The following is a 17,334-nucleotide window of genomic DNA, read 5'->3' on the forward strand; positions in this document are numbered from 1 at the left end:
CTCCGGTTGCCTTCAGGAGTTCCCTCCCATGAGCCTTTTGCCGCCCCCCGACCCGGGAGCCGTGTGCACGGCGCGCGAACGCATTCGCGGATATGCCGTCGTCACGCCGCTTCTCAATTTCCCGGTCCCTGACGAACGCACCGGTGGGCGCATCCTGATCAAGGTGGAATGCCTGCAGCGCACCGGAACCTTCAAGTTTCGCGGCGCTTTCAACCGGCTGTCGATGATCCCGGAAGCGGAGCGGGCCAAGGGCGTGGTTGCGTGTTCATCCGGCAATCACGCGCAAGGGGTGGCGGAAGCGGCACGGCTTCTCGGTATGGCGGCGACCATCGTCATGCCGGTCGATGCTCCGGCACTGAAAATGGAACGCACGGCCGCAAGCGGCGCCAAGATCGTCCATTACGACCGTGAGAAGGACGATCGCGAAGCCATTGCTCACGATATCGAGGCTCGTACGAGGGCGACCTTCATTCATCCGTACGACGACCCGGGCGTGATCGCCGGTCAGGGCACTGTAGGGCTGGAGATCGCGGATCAGTCGGCGGCGATGGGGCTTGAGCCGGAGGCCGTTCTGGTGAGCTGCAGCAGCGGCGGGCTGACGGCGGGTATCGCGCTCGGACGTGAGGAAACGTTGCCGAAGGCGGCCATTCATCCGGTCGAGCCGGAAGATTTCGACGACTACACGCGCTCGCTTGAGGCGGGAGAGCGTCTGTCGAATACGGCGAGTTCTGGTTCCGTCTGCGATGCGCTGATGGCGTCTTCGCCGGGCAAGATCAATTTCGAGATCAACAAGCGCCGTGGCGCGCGCGGTCTGACGGTGAGCGACAAGGAAGTGCTTGCCGCCGTCGCCTATTCGGTTCGTGAACTGAAGCTCGTGGCGGAACCGGGCGGGGCCGCGGCCCTCGCAGCGCTTCTGTCGGGGCGGATCGAGGCGAAGGGGCGCACGATTGCCGTCGTTCTGTCGGGCGGCAACATCGAGACGTCGATGCTTGCCCGTGCGCTGGGGTAGGTCCGTCCTGCTGAGACTTGGCTGATTATCTCATCCCTTGGGAGGAGGATGGCGCGGATGAATCGAGGAAATATGGCGGTTTCTCGTAGTACCCTCGTGAGATCGCATCCCCTCACCCTAACCCTCTCCCCATGGGAGAGGGGACACGTTTGCGTCGGGTCGTTGCAGACGTGCCATTCCAAGGGATCTGGTAACGCGCCCCAATTACCTCTCCCATTGGGAGAGGTCGGCGCGCATGCGCCGGGTGAGGGGTGTCGAGGCTTCCGTATTCCCCGTGGGGGCGTATCCCGTCACCCTGGCCGTCTTTCTGCGGGAGAAAGGGCACGTTTGTGATGTCCGGACGGGAAGGCTTCGAGCCTTAGCTGAAGAGGGCCAGACGTTCGCCGGTCGACAGGGCGCGCAGCTGATCGGCGCTGTCGTCGTCCTCTTCCTCATCGTCGTCCGCTGCGGCTTCCATGTCCATGAAAGCCTGATCGGCGTCGTCCTCGTCTTCCTCGATCTCGAAACCGGCGAGTTCCTCGGCGCCTTGCGTCTGCTCCTCGGCAACGGCTTAAAAGGCGGCGGATTCGTCGTCCTCCGAGGCGTCGAGCAACTCCTCCAGCACATTCTGTGCTTCGGCCGAATCCTCTAGCTTCTCCTCGGCTCCGCTTTCGGCGGTGATCATTTCTTCCGAGGCGTCTTCCTCGGCTTCGTCCGCGATGTCGATCTCAGCTTCGGCCAGGGCTTCCGCCTCGTCGCTCTCCGCTTCATCGGCCATGTCTTCGGGAGCTTCGGCGGCCGCCTCCATCATCTCCGGCTCGTTCGCCTCAGCTTCGGTCTCGACCTCGGCGCTCTCGATCTTGTCGAAGGAGATGTCGTTGATGTCGAAATCGCCGGTTTCATCGAGCACGGCCATCTCGTCGCCAGCGTCCGCTGTCTCGGCCGATGCTTCCGCCTCGGCTTCGATATCGCCGGTTTCCGCCATCTCCGCCTCGGCTGCTGCTGCGTCATCATCCGGTTCTATCCGCGCGAACTCCAGATCCGCATCCGCATCGATCTGCGTTTCGTCCTCCGCCTCGGTCGCTCCGGCGCCCGCGCTCATGTCGTTGTCGTCCATGAAATTGGCGGACGTACCATCAGCGCGTCGACGGTGTTCTGCTGAATGGCCTTGTTGGCGTTCTGGGGGCCGTGCAGCAGATGGGCGTCGGGACGGTGCTCCTCCGGATTGATCGGGCCCACCTCGACTTTCATGTCGTCGGCCTGAACGTCCCAGATCTCCATCATCTCGTTGATAAGGGATTCCAGATAGCGCAGCACCTGGACAACCTTCTGGGTGTGCTGACCGGTCAGATCCTGGAACGAGCAGGCCCTGAAAATGTCGGTGGTGTGGGCGTCGATATCGTCGCAGACCTTTTCGTCCAAGCCCTGTTCGCGGAGCGTCCAGGTCAGTTCCTGAACGAGCTCGGCCTTGTGCAGGATATCCTGGGTGGCGCCTTCGGTCTGAGTGACGATGGCGTCCAGCTCGCTGGAGGCCTCGGCAAACCGGTCGCCGTCGGTGGATTCGGTCTTGATCTGGGCGATCTCGCGCCGGGTGCGCTGGATCGCCTCCTGCATGTCGGCCAGATCAAGCTGAATGCGCTCAAACTTCGGAATCTTGCGCTCGCGGCGCATCATGCCTTCGAGCTTGCCGATTGCATCGAGCAGGATATTGGTATCGGCAGACCGGTTGCGTTGGGCATATTCGGCGAGGAACCAGCCTCCTCGCGTCGTTTCCATGACAGCGGATTCGATCGCTTCGTAATCTTTCTCCCGCATGACGGAAGGGGGGCTAACTGCGGCCATACTTTCTCGCCTCCGCTCAAAAGCCGTGTAAAGGTAACGCCGCGAATATGAGGCACACCTAGAATTGTCGGCTGCCGAGTATCTGTCCAATTCGTTAACGCTATTTTAGAAAGCGGTAATGCTTACTGCGAATCCGGGGTCACTCGTACTCAAACATCGCGTTGGACTGCTCTTTAACCTTGCAGTTTCTTGCGATGGAACTGTTTCTTCCCTACTTCGCGATTTTCCTTTCTGATCGCGGTCTGAACGAAGCTGAAATCGGCTTCATTCTGGCCACGCCGCTTGCGATCCGAATCGTTTCGGGACGCGCAATCGCTGCGATCGCAGATCGGATCGGGCGACGTTCTTCAGCAATATGAATTGTTTGCATTATTACCGGTATTACCGCGGCTTGATTCATGTCGGCCGACGGGTTCGTTGAAATGTCTATCGTTATGATTGCCATTGCAATTTTTCAAACGGCGATCATTCCACTGAGCGATGCCTATGCGATGGATACTGTCCGTGCCGGACAGGGTGACTACGGACGCATGCGCTTGTGGGGATCGATCGCATTCATGGTGGCGACTCTGGCCGGGGGCGCGGCGTTGGAGGTGATGTCCTCCGGGCTGGTTCCGCAGGCTATGGACGTCGCCTTTCTGGTGTGCGGACTGACGGCGATTTTCCTGCCCGAACTTAACCAGGGCGAGACCACCTCGAAGACGGCCATGCCGCCTATTACGGGTTCGGCTCACTCTATTGGCCTATTGGCGTGGGCTCGGCATTGGGGAGACGATGATCGGGTTTTTCTGGGTCATCGGCGTGATCGTTGAGGTCGGGTTGTGCATGATGGTGACGCGTCTCGGCATGAAGCTGCCACCGCTCGCCATGGTCGCCTGCGGTGTGGTTGCCGGTGTCGTCAGGTGGATGCTGTTTCCGCTCCTCAGCGCGCCTGCCGCCGTCTTTGCCATGCAGACCCTGCACGGTTTCACCTTCGGTGCCGCGCATCTGGGATTGGTGGGTTCATCGCGGCTACTATCCAGGCCCGTCGGGCGGCCACGGCGCAGGGGCTCGGGGGCACGTTTATCGGGCTCGTCACCGCGTTCGGCCCGCTGATCAGCGGGCCGCTCTATGCGATTGAACCCGCTTATGCCTTCTGGGTGATGGCGGCAGCGTGCGCGCTTTCGGTCGTTCTGCTGGCGGCGGCGGCATCGCACGGGCGAAGCGGGGCGTCGGTCGCCTAGGCGATCCCGCCCCACAGGGCGCTGTCATAGCCGCGGATGATGCTGCCGTCGTAGATGAGGCCCGGATCCCGGTTCCGGGAGAGCAGGAGCGGGGCATCGAGATCGACGAAGGCGGCTTCCGCGGTCAGCAGGAGCGCGGGAGCCATGGCGAGCGAGGTGCCGACCATGCAGCCGATCATCACCTTGAACTTCAGTTCCTGCGCCCGTTTCAGTGTCGCCAGCGCTTCCGTCAGTCCGCCCGTCTTGTCGAGCTTGATGTTGACGGCGTCATATCGGTCGCGGATTTTTTCCAGATCGGCGGCCACATGCAGGCTTTCGTCAGCGCAGATGGGCACGGGAAAATCGGTGCCGCGTAGCGCATCGTCGTGGGCTGAGGGCAGGGGCTGTTCGATCAGCGCGACACCGGCTGTCGCACAGGCGGCAACGGAGGCCGCCAGGCCCGCCTCGTTCCACGCCTCGTTGGCATCGACGATGAGAACCGACTGCGGGGCGACCTCGCGTACCGCGGCGATCCGTTCCTCGTCGCCTTCGCCGCCGAGCTTGACCTTCAGCAAGGGACGCTCTTTCGCCTTTTGCGCGGCTGCAAACATCACCTCGGGCGTGCCCAGGCTGATCGTGTAGGCGGTGGTGACGGGCGGGGGCGGGGTGAGCCCGGCGGCTTCAACGACCGGAATGCCGGAAAGCTTCGCCTCCAGATCCCACAACGCGCAATCGATGGCGTTGCGTGCCGCGCCGGCGGGCATGGTGGCCCTCAGCGCCTCGCGTTCCAAACCCGCGGTCAGATCCGCCTCGTGATCGCGGATCATGGTGATCACGTTCTCGACCGTCTCCCCGTAGCGGGGATAGGGGACGCACTCGCCGCGCCCAATACGGCCGTTTTGCTTGAGTTCAACGACCACGACGACCGCTTCCGTGCGGCTACCTCTGGAAATCGTAAAGGCTCCGGCCAGTGGCCACGCCTCGCGTCGAATTGTTAGCCTGCGTGTCATTTTGATCATAGCTTTCGAGAAAAGGCCGAAGATTCGGATTCTTACTTGCGGACATGTTAAGGCAAATAAGCTATTGTTGACACGTCCTTTTGCCTTCGGATTCTCGCAGTCGAATGACTTATCGAATTACCTCCGCGGTCCCGGCGATTTCATCACAACGTGCGGGAAGCACTGCGCTTCTGTCGTTGTTTGGACCGTGGTTGCTCGCTCATGCGGACGTCGCGGAGGAGCTGGTGCAGACCGTGCACCTTGGCTCGCCCTTCGTGGTGGAGATCGATCTGTCCGCCGTCGATGCGCTCGATACGGCCGGGGCATGGCTGATTCACCGGTTGCGCGGGCGGTGCGAGTACAAGGGTGCGCGCGTCCGGCTGAATGGGTTGTCGGAGCGCTTTCGCATTCTGCTGGAAGACGTGGAGACCCACCATCCGCTGGCGTGGAAGGAGCGCCGTCGGCGGATCTCGTTGATGTGGATTGCCGAGGTAACCGGCCGCCAGGTGGTAGAGGCGGGCAAGGATGCTGTCGCCGTGCTGCACATTCTCGGCACGCTCGGCGCGGTTATCGCCAATATTCTGGTCCATCTCTCCCGGCTGCGGCTCGTATCCATTGCCCATCAGTTCGACCGCGCGGGCATCGGTGCGGTGTCCATCGTCATGCTGATGAGCTTCCTGATCGGCGCGATCATCACCCAGCAGGGCGGGTTTTATCTGCGCCAGTTCGGCGCCGACCGCTATTCGGTTGATCTGGTTGGCGTGCTGGTCTTGCGCGAGATCGGCGTGCTGCTGACCGCGATCATGGTCGCTGGCCGCTCGGGAAGTGCGTTTACCGCCGAACTCGGCTCCATGAAGATGCAGGAGGAGATCGACGCCCTGCACGTCATCGGCCTGCGTGTCGGCGAGGTTCTGGTGCTGCCGCGCATTCTGGCGCTGATGCTGGCGCTGCCGATGCTGTCCTTCTTCGCCGATCTCGCCTCGCTGTTCGGCGGCGCTATGGTCGCGTGGAGCTATCTCGGCATAAATCCTCAGGAATTCCTGCAATATCTGCGCGCGGCGATCGACTTCCAGACGCTGATGGTTGGTCTGGTCAAGGCGCCGTTCATGGCACTGATCATCGGGTTGGTGGCCTGCGTGGAAGGGCTCAAGGTGCGCGGCTCGTCGGAATCGCTGGGATTGCACACCACGCTTTCGGTGGTGAAGGCGATCTTCATGGTCATCGTGACGGACGGATTGTTCGCCATGTTCTTCGCCGCGATCGGGATTTGAGGAGAGCATGAGCACCGCCGCAAATCTCAGCCACTCCGGCACTGAGCAGACCTCCGCCGCGCAGGATCGCGATATCGTCTTGCGCGCGCGCGGCGTCACGGTCGGCTTTGGCGATGTGATCGTGCTCAAGGATCTCGATCTCGACGTGCGCCGCGGGGAAATCCTCGGCTTTGTCGGCGGGTCGGGCACTGGCAAGTCGGTTCTAATGCGCGCCATTCTGGGGCTGACGCCGAAGCGTGCGGGAACCATCGAGGTGCTCGGCGTCGATCTGGATGAGGCCTCGGAGGAGGAGCGCTCTCATGTGGAGCGCAACTGGGGGGTGCTGTTCCAGCAAGGCGCGCTGTTTTCCTCGCTCAATGTCCGGCAGAACATTCAGGTGCCGATGCGCGAGCATCTGCATCTCAGCCAGAGGTTGATGGACGAGCTGGCGCTCTTGAAGCTCGACCAGGTCGGTTTGCCGCGCGATGCGGCGGAGAAGTTTCCCTCCGAGCTTTCCGGCGGCATGGTCAAGCGCGCGAGCCTGGCGCGTGCGTTGGTGCTCGATCCGGAAATCGTCTTCCTGGACGAGCCGACCTCCGGGCTCGATCCGATCGGGGCCGCGGCCTTCGATGATCTGACGATCAAGCTGCGCGATACGCTGGGGCTGACTGTCTATATGGTGACGCACGATCTCGACAGCCTGCATTCAACCTGCGACCGGATCGCTGTTCTGGCTGAAAAGCGGGTGCTGGTGGAAGACACGATGGCGGACATGCTGGCCTTCGATCACCCGTGGGTGCAGGAGTATTTCAACGGCGTGCGGGGGGCACGGCGGCGCGACACGGTATCCTGAGGGGTGACATCCGGAGGTTGTTGTGCTTGTCGCGGGTGCGTGGAATCGAGCAACTTTGGCGCCGAACGGGTGCCTGAGCGTTCTCGGGATGAGTGTGATATAGATCTGCGTCGCATCGTGGGGGCGTCAAGTCGCGGCAATGAAGCGCCGATAACGCAAGCGGGACCGGATCATCTTCGGGTGGTCGGGTCATAAGGAGCGGACGGGAATGGAAACCCGGGCAAATTACATCGCTATCGGATCGGTCGTTCTTCTGACGATCGTGGCCGCCTTCGTCTTCGTTTGGTGGCTGGCCGTGACGGGCGAGGGCAATTCGCGCCGGACGCTCCGGGTCATTTTTCCCGGCGCGGTGACGGGGCTTGAGGTCGGCGGTCAGGTCTTCTTCAACGGCATCCGTGTCGGCGAAGTCTCCAATCTCACCTTTGCGAAGGACGATCCCACGCGCGTGGTCGCGCTCGTCGCCATCAAGGACGATACCCCGCTTCGTTCCGATACTAAGGCATCGCTGGGCTTTTCCGGCCTGACCGGAGTGGCTTATGTGGAACTCGTCGGCGGCTCGAAGGACAAGCCCGCGCTGCTCAAGGAGGAGAAGGAACCGACGCTGATAGCGGAGCGTTCCGGTTTCCAGGATCTGATGCAAGGCGCGCGCGACGTGCTGTCCAAGGCCGACAAGTCGCTCAGCACCATCAACGGGATAATCGACGAAAAACGGCCGGTCGTCAGCCGGGCGGTCGACAATATCGCCACCTTCACGGACGCTCTGGTTCAGAATTCCGATGGGGTCGGGGAGTTCATGGCCAGCATTTCCGATGCGATCAAGGCGTTCACCGGTCTGTCGGGGCGGTTGGAAAATCTGGTTGATCGGGCGGAGGTTCTGGCCGCGGCGGTCGATCCGGACAGGGTGTTCCAGTTCGTCGACAATGTCAGCGCCGCCTCGGGCAAGCTCGATAAGGCGCTCGATCAGGTGGATCAGGTTGCGGCCGGGGCCAAAAAGGTCACCGACGAGTTGTCGAAGTTTTCCGTCGGGCTGAACGATCAGCTTGCCAAGGTCGACGGGATCATCTCCTTGGTAGATGAGCAGAAGATCCGCACCATCGTCACCAATGTGGAGACTGTGACGGAACGCCTCGCGGCGCGGGCGGATGAGATCGACCATCTTGTGACCGATGTGCGCGCGGTGGCGGCCAATCTGCGCAAGACCAGCGATACGGTGGCGGCCAAATCTGAGGACATTTCCAAGTTCATCGACACCGCGGGCACAGTCGCCGACCGTCTCTCGGTCGTGGCTGACGATGCGCACGGCGTGCTGAGCGATGTGGGTAAGGTGGTTACCGCCGTTGATTCGCAGCGTGTCTCCGATATCGTCGACTCCATCGACAAGGTTTCTACGAGCATCGCGGGTCAGGCCACCAATATCGAGGATGCCATTGCCGATGCGCGTGGGGCATCTGCCGATCTTCAGGCCTTCACCAAGGATGTGCGCGAGCGCCAGATCGATATCGATCAGGTGATCACTGATGTGCGCAGCATCTCCGGCAAGCTTGATACCGCCTCCACCAAGACCAACGACATTCTGGACAAGGTCAACCGCTACGTGGAAGGCGACGGGCAGGGGCTGATCGTCGAGGCGACGAAGGCGGCGCGGTCCTTGGGAAAGGTTGCCGACACGCTGAACGAGCGGATCGGCCCGATCACCGAGGGCTTGGCCCGCTTTTCCGGCCGGGGCTTGCGCAACGTCGACAGTCTGATCGAGGAAGCACGGCAGACCGTGGTGGAAATTCGTACGGTATTTGCCAATTTCGATCGCAACCCGAGTCGGGTTCTCTACGGTGGGGACAGTGTTCCCGTCTATGAGGGCGGATGGAAACGGCGTTAGAGATGGCTTCATCGACACCGTGCAAGGAGCACGGACAGGGGACGACGGACGACATGATGTGGCACAAGAGGATCGCGAAAGCGGCCCGGCAAGGCGCGGTGGGCGCGCTGCTGACGGCGGCGGTGAGCGGGTGTGCCGCGGTGACCGGCGGGCCTGCTCCGCGCGATATCTACACCCTCGGCGCTCCCACGGATTTCGCCGGCAAGGCCCATCACAGCCGCGCCCAGCTTCTGATCGCATCGCCCCATACGCTCGCCGCGCTTGATACCGACAATATCGCCGTCATCTCCGACGGGATCGCGATGAGCTATTTCGGCGGGGCGGCCTGGAGCGATCGTGTTCAGCGTCTGCTCCAGTCCAAGATGATCGAGGCGTTCGAGAATTCCGGGGGCGTGCGGGCCGTTGGCCAGCCGGGCGAGGGCCTGCTGATCGACTATCAGATCGTCACCGATATCCGCGCCTTCCAGCTTGCCGTCGATGGCAGGCGCACGGCGCAGGTGGCGTTTTCCGCCAAGATCATCAACGACCGGAACGGCAAGGTGGTCGCCAGCCGCACGTTCCGCGCAGAGGTGCGCGTCTCCGGCGATACGGTGGACGATGCCGTGACCGCCATCAACAGCGCCACCAACCAGTGTCTCGTCGATCTCGTGACCTGGACGCTCGGGCGGGTCTGAAACCGGCGGGTTTGAACCGCGGACGCGGTGCTTTGGAAATTGCGTGAGTTTTGATGTGCGTGAGGCCCATCCTTGGAGACGGGCTCCGCGCAAATCGCGTCTCTCACGTATCTTGAAACCCTTGCACCCGACCCGGCGCGCGGCCGGTGGGTATCTGCTATGACCTGGCTGTCCTTGTTCGCATAAACCGTTCGGAGATATAAGCCGCTGCCGGCGTTCGGTTCGACGCACTATCGTGACTAAGCTTATGACCTCAATTGACCATCCCTTGTTTTCGCTTCTGGAAAGCCGGCATTCCTGTCGCAAGTATCTGGATGAACGCATTCCGCGCGCCACCATGGAAGAGATCCTCACCGCCACCCGCAAGGCGCCAATCTGCAACCCAGGCATTTTTTTCGTCCTGAGCGATCCGGCCCTGCAGGCCTTTTGCGATGAGCTGGCGCCGCATGTGGCGGCCGAACGCCCCGAACAGAATGAATACGGCTACCTGCCCAAGCCCATGCCGCCCTTTCTGAAAGACCGGCAGAGGGCGCCCGGATACGCGCTCTACAATTCGCTGGGGATCGCGCGGCGCGATATTGCCGGTCGCCGGGCGCAGTTTGCGTCCAATTATCGTTTTTTTGATGTGCCCGTAGGCATCATCGTTTCCATCCGTCGGGATATGGGAGCGGGCTGTTACATGGATCTGGGCATGTCGATCCTCGCGCTGATGCTGGCCGCCAAGAGCCTCGACTATGCAAGTTGCGGGATCGGGGCCTTCGCCAATTACGGGCGTTTTGTCCATCGCTTGCCTGAAGCTTCCCGAAGATGAACTCGTCGTGTGCGGCATCGCGATCGGGCGTGCCGATACGAATGCGACGGTGGACGGTTTCCGCACGGAGCGGGCGCCGCTTGCTGATTACGCCGAATTCCGCGGCTTCGAGGAGGAGGTTAGGATATGACGCGCGCGGCTGAGAGCGTTCGGTGCGGCGGCGTTGCGTTAAATGAAGCATCGGGCGAAACGGCTAAATCCCTGCGCCATCTGCTGTCGTTGCGCGCGGCGGGGCAAAGCCTGCGAGTTCTGAACCGCGCCCCCTGGGTCGCGGAGCTGCCCGGGCAGGGACATATCGAATGCATGACCTCGGGCAGTCGCGGAAAGCCGAAGGTCATCCGGCGGATCTACGCCTCGTGGGAGCGCAGTTTCGAGGTCAACCGGGATCTCTTCAATCTGGGCGCTGAGGATCGCGCGGCGGTGTTCGGCACGCTCGGCGCGTCGCTGACGCTCTACGGCTTGCTGGAGACCCTTCATGCGGGCGCGGGCGCCGAGGTTCTGACGGGTATGCAGCCCGACCATCAGGCGGCCCGGCTCGAGGCGGTGGGCGTCTCTGTCCTCTATGCCACACCGACGCAGTTGAGGCTGCTACCCTCCGACCGTGTCCTTTCCGGCGTGCGGTTGATCCTGTGCGGCGGCGGGGGGCTCGACGGGGTGACGGCAGAGTGCGTGCAGACGATCTTTCCCAACGCGATCTTCCGGGAATTCTACGGCGCGTCGGAGACGAGTTTCATCACCCTATCGGATGAGGACACGCCCGAGGGCTTGGTGGCGCGCGCCTATCCGGACGTGACGATCGAGATCCGCAACATATCCGATGGGGTGGGCGAGGTCTGGGTCAAGAGCCCCCCTATCTCTTCGAAGGATACGCGGAAGGCGAGAGTGTCGAGACGCGCCGCGACGGCGAGTTCCTGACGGTCGGAGAACTCGGCAATCTGGACGAGGCGGGATATCTCCGGCTCGTCGGTCGGCGCAGCCGCATGGTGACGATTGCCGACAAGAACGTCTTTCCCGAGGAAATCAAGAAGGTGCTGGCGGATGAACTGGGGCAGACGGCCTGCGCAGTCGTTGCCGTCAAGGATCCGTTGCGCGGCAATGTCCTCCATGCCTTCATCGAGGGGGCGGAGGATGCGGACCGGGAACGGCACTTGCGGCAGAGGATCCGCGCCGATCTCGGATTGGAAATGGTGCCGCGCCGGTTCGTTTTTTTTCGACCCGTTTCCGCTTCTGGGTTTCCGGCAAGCCCGATCTCGCTGCATTGGAAAAGAGGGTGGCATGAGCTTCATCGTCTCGGCGCGTCGAACGGCTGTGGTGCCGCGCGGAAGCGGCTTCAAGGCGTTGCGTCCGCACGAACTGGCTGCCCCCGTGATCGAGGCCGTTCTCGGCGAGGTCGGGCTTGAGGGTGGAGAGGTCAATCAGGTCATCCTGTCCAACGCGCTCGGCGGGGGCGGCAATCCCGCGCGAGTCGCGGCACTGGCGGCGGGGCTCGATCATGTCTCCGGCCTCAGCATCGATGCGCAATGTGCCGGGGGGCTCGACGCCGTTGCCCTGGCGCCGTGCTGATCGATGCGGGGCAGGCGCGCATCGTTTTGGCGGGCGGGGCGGAAAGCTTTTCGCTGCGCCCCTTGCGTGCGCATACCTTTGCCGACGGGCGCGAGCCGGAATTCTATACCCGGCTGCCGTTTTCTCTCTTCCCCGACAGTGATCCCGATATGGCGGATGCAGCCGACGTCCTGGCGCACGACTACGGGATCTCGCGCGAGGAACAGGATGCCTTTGCGGTCGAAAGCTATGCCCGCGCCCTTGCCGCGCGCGCGCGGCTGGCGGGCGAGATCGTGCCGCTTGCGGGCATCGACCATGACATGTTCACCCGCGCGCTGAAGCTGAAGCTTGCCGCGCGCACGCCGATCGTTTCCGGTTCCGTCATGTCGCGGCGACGGCGGTCGAGGCGGATGCGGCCGCGTTCTGTCTCGTGGTCGGCGACGATGTCCTTCGCGCTCACCCTGAATGGCGGGCGGCGGAGATTGTTCAGTGCGCGAATGCGGGCGGGGAGAGCACTCTGTCGGGAATTGCACCTGTCCGGGCCGTCAAACGGGTTCTGGAGGGGGAGGGGATCAGCGCGGATGCGTGTTGGCCTTGGAACTGATGGAGGCCTATGCGGCGCAGGCCATGGCCTGCCTGCGCGGGGCCGGTCTTTCCACGGAAAAGATTAATCTCGGTGGCGGTACTCGCGCGCGTGGTCATCCGTTCGGAGCCTTGGGCACGATCCTCGCTTGCAGGCTCTACCATGAACTCGGGCGACACGGCGGCACCGACCTGTGCGCGATCGCGGCCGCAGGCGGTATCGGCTCGGCGCTGTTGCTGCGCGCGTGAGGTTGGGGCGTCGAGCGCGCAGGGCCGGGTGTTTGCGACGGCTTCTGAGCGCCAAGGCTCACCACTGCTCCCTCCATCGTCATTACCCGGCGCAGTCCGGGTAATCCAGCAGGCAGCGGCATATCCGGAGAAGGCTGGATACCTCGGACGAAGCCGGGGGATGACGACGGAAAGGGGAGTGCGGGAGGTGCGGCTCTCTTTGGGTTTCGGTGCTCAGTCTTGCGATGGCGCCCTGTGGGACTTGGGGTCCGACCGTTGCCGAACCATCACGAAAGCCTGTTGGGACGGGGCACGTCTTGCCCCCCGACTGTCATCCCCGCGCAGGCGGGGGATCCAGCATTCCAGAGACGTTTGCGGTTCTCGCGCCACAACCTGATCCAGTGGTTACTGGGCCCCTGCCTGCGCGGGGATGACAATTGTGTTTGTGGCCGATTGTCTGGGTAGACGCAGCTATCACAGCGATTGGGCATTGGTATCGCGAGACATAACAAAAAGGGTGCGTCCTCGGACGCGCCCTTTTCTTGTTCGGTGATTGCCGCGTCTTAGTCGAGGCGGCCGCTGGCGTGGGCGAGCATGGTGTAAACCTTGCCCGTGTCCGACGACATGTAGGTCTCGCTCAGCATGTTGTCCCGGTCGTTCTGGGAGACCTGGGCAAGCAGCGCCTCGAAATCCTCGATGTACCGGTCGACCGCGGCACGGAACTCCGGATCGCGATGATACTTGGAGCGGATCTCGTCGAAGGTCTGCTGACCCTGCAGCGTGTAGAGGCGGCGCGTGAAGACGTTGCGTTCGCCCGCACGGTAGTGGTCCCACAGATCGATGAAGGTTTCGTGGTCGATGGCGCGTGCGATATCCATCGACAGAGAGTTCAGCGATTCAACCATGTGAAGCTGCGAGCGGCCGCCGTTGCCGCGGCCCGCAGGTGCGGAACGGTCACGGTGCGCGGCCGGTGCCTGTTCCTGAGTCTCGTGCGACTGATCGTCTTCCGAGGCGCGGCGGAGCAGGTCGGACACCCAGCCCTTGAACTGACCCTGAGCAGGCCCCTGGGCCGGACCCTGCACGGGAGCGCTCTTCTGGCCACCGCGCGGCTGTTCGGAGCGGGTCGGTGCGGCACGACGCGGCGCGGCCTGCTGAGGCTGCGGACGTGGGGCGGCAGGCGCCTGGGCCTGTGGCTGCTGCTTGGCCGGAGCCTGAGCGGGAGCCGGGGCCTGAGCCTTGGCGGCGGGTTGCTGCGGGGCATGCCAGCGCGAGGCGGTCGACGGATCCATCGGAGCCGGGCGCGGGGCGTGCTGCTGTGCCTGAGTAGGTTGGGCCTTGTGCTGCGGTGTGGAGGTGTCGAGCGCATTGGACTGACGCGCGACGATTTCCGACAGCTCGTTGAGTGCCCGGATTTGCTCGGAAACTACCTTGCGCATGGTTGCGGTGGATTCCTGCATCTCTTCCGGCAGATCGAGGACGCCGCGCTTGAGATCGGCACGGGTCGCTTCCAGTTCGCGCTGCACTTCGCGGGCAACGTCGCGCATGCGGGCCGTTGCCTCGTTGAAGCGCTCGGATGCCTCGCCGACCGCGCGGCCGACCTCTTCGACGAGCTGCGTCTGGGCGGCCTGAACGGCCTTGCGGGCCTTGTCGCCGTGGGACGACGCGGTTTCTTCTAGGGTGGCGAGCTGGTCGGTCAGGGTCTGCGTCGCGGCGTCGGTGGTGCGGCCGAGTAGGTTGACGACGGCGCGGGCCTTGTCGTCGGCGCTCGACAGCGTGCCGGCCAGGAGCTGTGCGAAGTTCTGCATCAGCTCGTCGACCGCGTCGGTCTTGTTGACGAGGCTTTCGGCCGCGTTCTCGATCGTGGTCGCCTGATCGCTCACCGACTTGGTGACGGTGCGCTGGGTCTCGTCGAGCTGACGGGCCGCAGAGGTGATCTGCTGGCTCTGCTGCTCGAAGCGGTCGGCCAGATCGGTGATGTCCGTCAGCATCGCGCCGGAGACGGTGCGCAGCGCCGCCACCTGATCGCCGATGATGGCGGTGGACTCGTTGGTGTCCGTGACCGCGCGATCCACTGCGGTGTGGAATTCGCCCGCGCGCTGGGTGAGCTTGGTCTCGATCTCGTTAAGGTTCTCACCCGCATGGGAGAGCACGTCGCGAAGACCCGCGTTGGATTGGTTGAGACGGTCCAGAATGCCGGCAATCTCGGACTGCAGACGATCGTTGGTGGAGCCCAGAAGCGCCACCGCATCGCGCGAACGCGCCTCGATCTTCGTGGCGACTTCCTCGCCGGTCGCGGTCATGGTGCGAGCCGCTTCCAGACCCTGGCGGGCGATGTTCTCCGAAACGTCGCGGCCCTTGACCGTGATTGCATCGAGGATGGCGTTATTGATCTCGTCCATGCGGCCGGTGAGGTCGCGCGAGCGCTGCTCGATGGCGTTGACCAGTTCGTTGCCGTCTGTGCCCAGAAGGGTGGAGAGTTCCGAAGAGCGTGCGGCTATCGTCTGGTTGAAGTCGCTTGCCTGGACCTTCAGATCCTCCGTCACGCTGCGGCTGCGATCAGTCAGCAGACGGGCCGCTTCGTTGACCGCGGTGGTGACGCGCTCGCGCAGGCTTTCCGACTGACCGGAGACAAGCGCGTGCAACTGCTCGGAGGTTTTCTCCAGAATGATGCGGGCCTTCTCGCTTTCGGCGTTCATCGAGCGACCGGCCTGTTCCACGGTCTGCAGAACCAGATCGCGCACGTTGCCGCTTTCGCCCTTCATGATCTCCGAAGCGCGGTTCACGGCTTCGGTGACGACTGAACGGGCCTTCTCGCTCTCCTCGGACAGCGAGCCGGTGATGGCGGCCAGACGGTCGTTGAGGATGCGCTCGATCTCGCCTGCGTGTCCGTCCAGCGTCTCCGCCACCTCGAACACCTTGGAGCCGAGCGAGACGTTGATCTCCGCAATGCGCTCCGACAGCGTTTCGGTGAGCTGCTGGGTCTGGTGCGAAAGCACCTGGCTGACTTCTTCCAGCCGACCGTTCAGCGCGTCGGTCATCTCGTTCTGGCCGACGACGAAGGCGCCCGCGATCTCGCGGGTGCGGGCGATCAGGGTTTCGCTGATCTGGCGGGCACGCGCATCCAGCGCCTGGTCGACGCGCGTGATATTGTTGCCTATGGTCTCGATGAGCTTGTCGGAGTGCTCGTTGATGTGGCTGGCCGCCCCATCGATACGTTCGCCGACCGCCTGGTCGAAGGCCTCGAGCCGCTCGCTCATCGTGTCGCCGATTGCGCGCGAACGCTCGTCAAGCTGCTTGGCGATTTCCTCGGAACGACGGTTGAAGTCCGCTCCGGCCTCGTCCGCGCGGGCCTTAAGAACGTCGGACACGATCGCAGTCTTGTCGTCGAACGTGTCGGCAATGCGATTGCCGCCAGCGTCCAGCGTCTCCGCGATGCGGTCGGTGCCGCTCTCCATCGTTTCTACGATGCGCGTGGAGGCGCCGGAAACGGTCTCGTCGAGCTTGGTGGAGTTCGTCTCCAGAACTTCCGAAATCTGCGTGCTGCTCGATTCCAGAGCGGAGGCCAGCGCCGTGGTGCGGTTCTCCAGGGCCTCGTTGAGGGCGAGGCTGCGGTTCTCGAGAGTGGCGTCCAGAGTGTTGAAGCGGCTTTCCAGCGTGGCCTCCAGCGCTTCGGTACGCTCTTCCAGAGCACGGTCCATGGCGCCGATGCGGCGTTCCAGAGCGCTGTTGATGACGCCGGTGCGCTCCTCCAGCGTTCCGTCGATGGAGGAGCGGTGCTGGGTGAGGGCGGCGTCGAGCGCCTTGGTGCGCTCGTCCAATGCGTTGTCGAAGGCGCCGAGGTGGCCTTCCAGGGTGTTGGAAAGCTCGGTGGTGTGGGTGCCGAAGGACCCGACCAGCTCGCCGCCGCGCTCATTGATGAGGCTGTCGAGTTCGGCAAGCCGGCTCGCCAGGCTGTCATGCAGCACGCGGGTGCGCACGTCGAGGGTCTCGGAGATGCGTCCGCCGATCTCGCCGAGGTCGGTGGCGATGGCTTCCCCGCGCGCGCCCATCAGGCGGGCAAGCTCGGTGCCGGTCTCCGACAGGCGCTGGCCCAGCTCGTAGGAGCGTTCGCCCAGAGCCGCGCTGATCTCGGTGGTGGCGGAGGCTACGGTCGCGTCGAAGTCGGCGGCGTGGCGGGCGATCAGTTCGCCCATCGCCTCACCGCGCGAGGCCAGACGCTTGTCCAGTTCCTTGCCTTCCACGGTGATCGACTCGTGAATGCGTTCGCCGATCGAGCCCAGCCGTTCGGCGAGGTCCCCGCCCTTGACCGTGATGGTCTCAGTGAGGTGGCTTGCGGTGTTGTCTAGCTTGGCCGCGATCTCGCCGCCGCGCAGCGACAGGTCGACGACGATGGATTCGCCGGTGCCCTGCAGGATCTCCGCAACCTCGGTGGTGCGGCTGGTGATCGTGTCGATGATCTCCGCACCCTTGGTGGGGGGGGGGGGGGGG

At 63.4% G+C, this 17,334-nt stretch carries 17 protein-coding genes and 1 pseudogene; 14 read left to right on the forward strand and 4 right to left on the reverse strand.

The features are described from left to right. Window positions 1-28 precede the first annotated feature (28 nt). Together QNJ43_RS10755 and QNJ43_RS10760 are read left to right on the forward strand one after the other, a co-directional pair. Complete coding sequence (locus tag QNJ43_RS10755; protein WP_300469840.1) at window positions 29-1,009, forward strand: threonine/serine dehydratase; 981 nt, start codon at window positions 29-31, stop codon at window positions 1,007-1,009. A 235-nt stretch (window positions 1,010-1,244) separates the two neighbouring features. Next, the gene (locus QNJ43_RS10760) at window positions 1,245-1,640 is read left to right on the forward strand and encodes a hypothetical protein (RefSeq protein ID WP_300469842.1); all 396 of its coding nucleotides are present in this window, start codon (window positions 1,245-1,247) and stop codon (window positions 1,638-1,640) included. Here the strand turns inward: QNJ43_RS10760 and QNJ43_RS10765 are convergent. Both QNJ43_RS10765 and QNJ43_RS10770 read right to left on the reverse strand, forming a co-directional pair. After that, entirely contained in the window at window positions 1,560-2,105 is a 546-nt protein-coding gene (locus QNJ43_RS10765) for a hypothetical protein (RefSeq protein WP_300469844.1), read from the reverse strand. The genes QNJ43_RS10760 and QNJ43_RS10765 overlap by 81 nt on opposite strands. Then, window positions 2,087-2,764 (reverse strand): protein phosphatase CheZ, encoded by a 678-nt coding sequence (locus tag QNJ43_RS10770; protein WP_300469846.1) that lies wholly within the window; start codon window positions 2,762-2,764, stop codon window positions 2,087-2,089. The genes QNJ43_RS10765 and QNJ43_RS10770 overlap by 19 nt, the downstream gene beginning before the upstream one ends. Window positions 2,765-3,009: 245 nt before the next feature. On the opposite strand from QNJ43_RS10770, the pseudogene QNJ43_RS10775 reads away from it, so the two are divergent. Together QNJ43_RS10775 and QNJ43_RS10780 are read left to right on the forward strand one after the other, a co-directional pair. After that, window positions 3,010-3,642 (forward strand): annotated as a pseudogene (locus QNJ43_RS10775) (MFS transporter). Beyond that, window positions 3,605-3,925, forward strand: a complete 321-nt coding sequence (locus QNJ43_RS10780) for an MFS transporter (protein ID WP_300469848.1) — start codon at window positions 3,605-3,607, stop codon at window positions 3,923-3,925. Before QNJ43_RS10775 ends, QNJ43_RS10780 begins: the two are co-directional and overlap by 38 nt. A 124-nt stretch (window positions 3,926-4,049) precedes the next feature. On the opposite strand, the gene dgcA is transcribed toward QNJ43_RS10780, so the two are convergent. After that, complete coding sequence (gene dgcA / locus QNJ43_RS10785) at window positions 4,050-5,042, reverse strand: N-acetyl-D-Glu racemase DgcA (protein ID WP_300469893.1); 993 nt, start codon at window positions 5,040-5,042, stop codon at window positions 4,050-4,052. 113 nt (window positions 5,043-5,155) lie between these two features. On the opposite strand from dgcA, the gene QNJ43_RS10790 reads away from it, so the two are divergent. The 10 genes from QNJ43_RS10790 to QNJ43_RS10835 all read left to right on the forward strand — a co-directional run bounded on the left by QNJ43_RS10790 (window position 5,156) and on the right by QNJ43_RS10835 (window position 12,867). Next, entirely contained in the window at window positions 5,156-6,301 is a 1,146-nt protein-coding gene (locus tag QNJ43_RS10790) for an ABC transporter permease (protein WP_300469850.1), read from the forward strand. 7 nt (window positions 6,302-6,308) lie between these two features. Beyond that, window positions 6,309-7,133, forward strand: coding sequence for an ABC transporter ATP-binding protein (locus tag QNJ43_RS10795; protein WP_300469852.1), 825 nt, complete (start codon window positions 6,309-6,311; stop codon window positions 7,131-7,133). A gap of 208 nt (window positions 7,134-7,341) precedes the next feature. Then, window positions 7,342-9,009 carry an MCE family protein gene (locus tag QNJ43_RS10800; protein WP_300469855.1) on the forward strand — a complete coding sequence of 556 codons (1,668 nt, stop codon included), beginning with the start codon at window positions 7,342-7,344 and terminating at the stop codon, window positions 9,007-9,009. Between the two features lie 2 nt (window positions 9,010-9,011). After that, window positions 9,012-9,683, forward strand: a complete 672-nt coding sequence (locus QNJ43_RS10805; RefSeq protein ID WP_300469857.1) for an ABC-type transport auxiliary lipoprotein family protein — start codon at window positions 9,012-9,014, stop codon at window positions 9,681-9,683. A 235-nt stretch (window positions 9,684-9,918) separates the two neighbouring features. Further along, on the forward strand, window positions 9,919-10,494 hold the full coding sequence (locus QNJ43_RS10810) for a nitroreductase family protein (protein ID WP_300469859.1): 576 nt from the start codon (window positions 9,919-9,921) through the stop codon (window positions 10,492-10,494). A gap of 7 nt (window positions 10,495-10,501) precedes the next feature. Next, window positions 10,502-10,624 carry a hypothetical protein gene (locus QNJ43_RS10815; protein WP_300469861.1) on the forward strand — a complete coding sequence of 41 codons (123 nt, stop codon included), beginning with the start codon at window positions 10,502-10,504 and terminating at the stop codon, window positions 10,622-10,624. Then, the gene (locus QNJ43_RS10820; RefSeq protein ID WP_300469863.1) at window positions 10,621-11,409 is read left to right on the forward strand and encodes an AMP-binding protein; all 789 of its coding nucleotides are present in this window, start codon (window positions 10,621-10,623) and stop codon (window positions 11,407-11,409) included. The genes QNJ43_RS10815 and QNJ43_RS10820 overlap by 4 nt, the downstream gene beginning before the upstream one ends. 360 nt (window positions 11,410-11,769) lie before the next feature. After that, on the forward strand, window positions 11,770-12,057 hold the full coding sequence (locus tag QNJ43_RS10825) for a hypothetical protein (RefSeq protein WP_300469865.1): 288 nt from the start codon (window positions 11,770-11,772) through the stop codon (window positions 12,055-12,057). Further along, on the forward strand, window positions 12,051-12,707 hold the full coding sequence (locus tag QNJ43_RS10830) for a hypothetical protein (RefSeq protein ID WP_300469867.1): 657 nt from the start codon (window positions 12,051-12,053) through the stop codon (window positions 12,705-12,707). The genes QNJ43_RS10825 and QNJ43_RS10830 overlap by 7 nt, the downstream gene beginning before the upstream one ends. Beyond that, window positions 12,664-12,867, forward strand: a complete 204-nt coding sequence (locus QNJ43_RS10835) for a hypothetical protein (RefSeq protein ID WP_300469869.1) — start codon at window positions 12,664-12,666, stop codon at window positions 12,865-12,867. The genes QNJ43_RS10830 and QNJ43_RS10835 overlap by 44 nt, the downstream gene beginning before the upstream one ends. A 542-nt stretch (window positions 12,868-13,409) precedes the next feature. Here the strand turns inward: QNJ43_RS10835 and QNJ43_RS10840 are convergent. Beyond that, window positions 13,410-17,334: antitoxin (locus QNJ43_RS10840; RefSeq protein WP_300469871.1), on the reverse strand; the 3,925-nt coding region annotated here is incomplete at its 5' end.

Source organism: Breoghania sp. (genome assembly GCF_030066895.1).
Lineage (GTDB): Bacteria > Pseudomonadota > Alphaproteobacteria > Rhizobiales > Stappiaceae > Breoghania.

Coding starts and splice junctions, on each gene's coding strand:
- QNJ43_RS10755 (WP_300469840.1), top strand. CDS start 29: ATGAGCCTTTTGCCGCCCCCCGACCCGGGAGCCGTGTGCACGGCGCGC.
- QNJ43_RS10760 (WP_300469842.1), top strand. CDS start 1,245: ATGCGCCGGGTGAGGGGTGTCGAGGCTTCCGTATTCCCCGTGGGGGCG.
- QNJ43_RS10765 (WP_300469844.1), bottom strand. CDS start 2,105: ATGGACGACAACGACATGAGCGCGGGCGCCGGAGCGACCGAGGCGGAG.
- QNJ43_RS10770 (WP_300469846.1), bottom strand. CDS start 2,764: ATGGAAACGACGCGAGGAGGCTGGTTCCTCGCCGAATATGCCCAACGC.
- QNJ43_RS10780 (WP_300469848.1), top strand. CDS start 3,605: ATGATCGGGTTTTTCTGGGTCATCGGCGTGATCGTTGAGGTCGGGTTG.
- dgcA (WP_300469893.1), bottom strand. CDS start 5,042: ATGACACGCAGGCTAACAATTCGACGCGAGGCGTGGCCACTGGCCGGA.
- QNJ43_RS10790 (WP_300469850.1), top strand. CDS start 5,156: ATGACTTATCGAATTACCTCCGCGGTCCCGGCGATTTCATCACAACGT.
- QNJ43_RS10795 (WP_300469852.1), top strand. CDS start 6,309: ATGAGCACCGCCGCAAATCTCAGCCACTCCGGCACTGAGCAGACCTCC.
- QNJ43_RS10800 (WP_300469855.1), top strand. CDS start 7,342: ATGGAAACCCGGGCAAATTACATCGCTATCGGATCGGTCGTTCTTCTG.
- QNJ43_RS10805 (WP_300469857.1), top strand. CDS start 9,012: ATGGCTTCATCGACACCGTGCAAGGAGCACGGACAGGGGACGACGGAC.
- QNJ43_RS10820 (WP_300469863.1), top strand. CDS start 10,621: ATGACGCGCGCGGCTGAGAGCGTTCGGTGCGGCGGCGTTGCGTTAAAT.
- QNJ43_RS10825 (WP_300469865.1), top strand. CDS start 11,770: ATGAGCTTCATCGTCTCGGCGCGTCGAACGGCTGTGGTGCCGCGCGGA.
- QNJ43_RS10835 (WP_300469869.1), top strand. CDS start 12,664: ATGGCCTGCCTGCGCGGGGCCGGTCTTTCCACGGAAAAGATTAATCTC.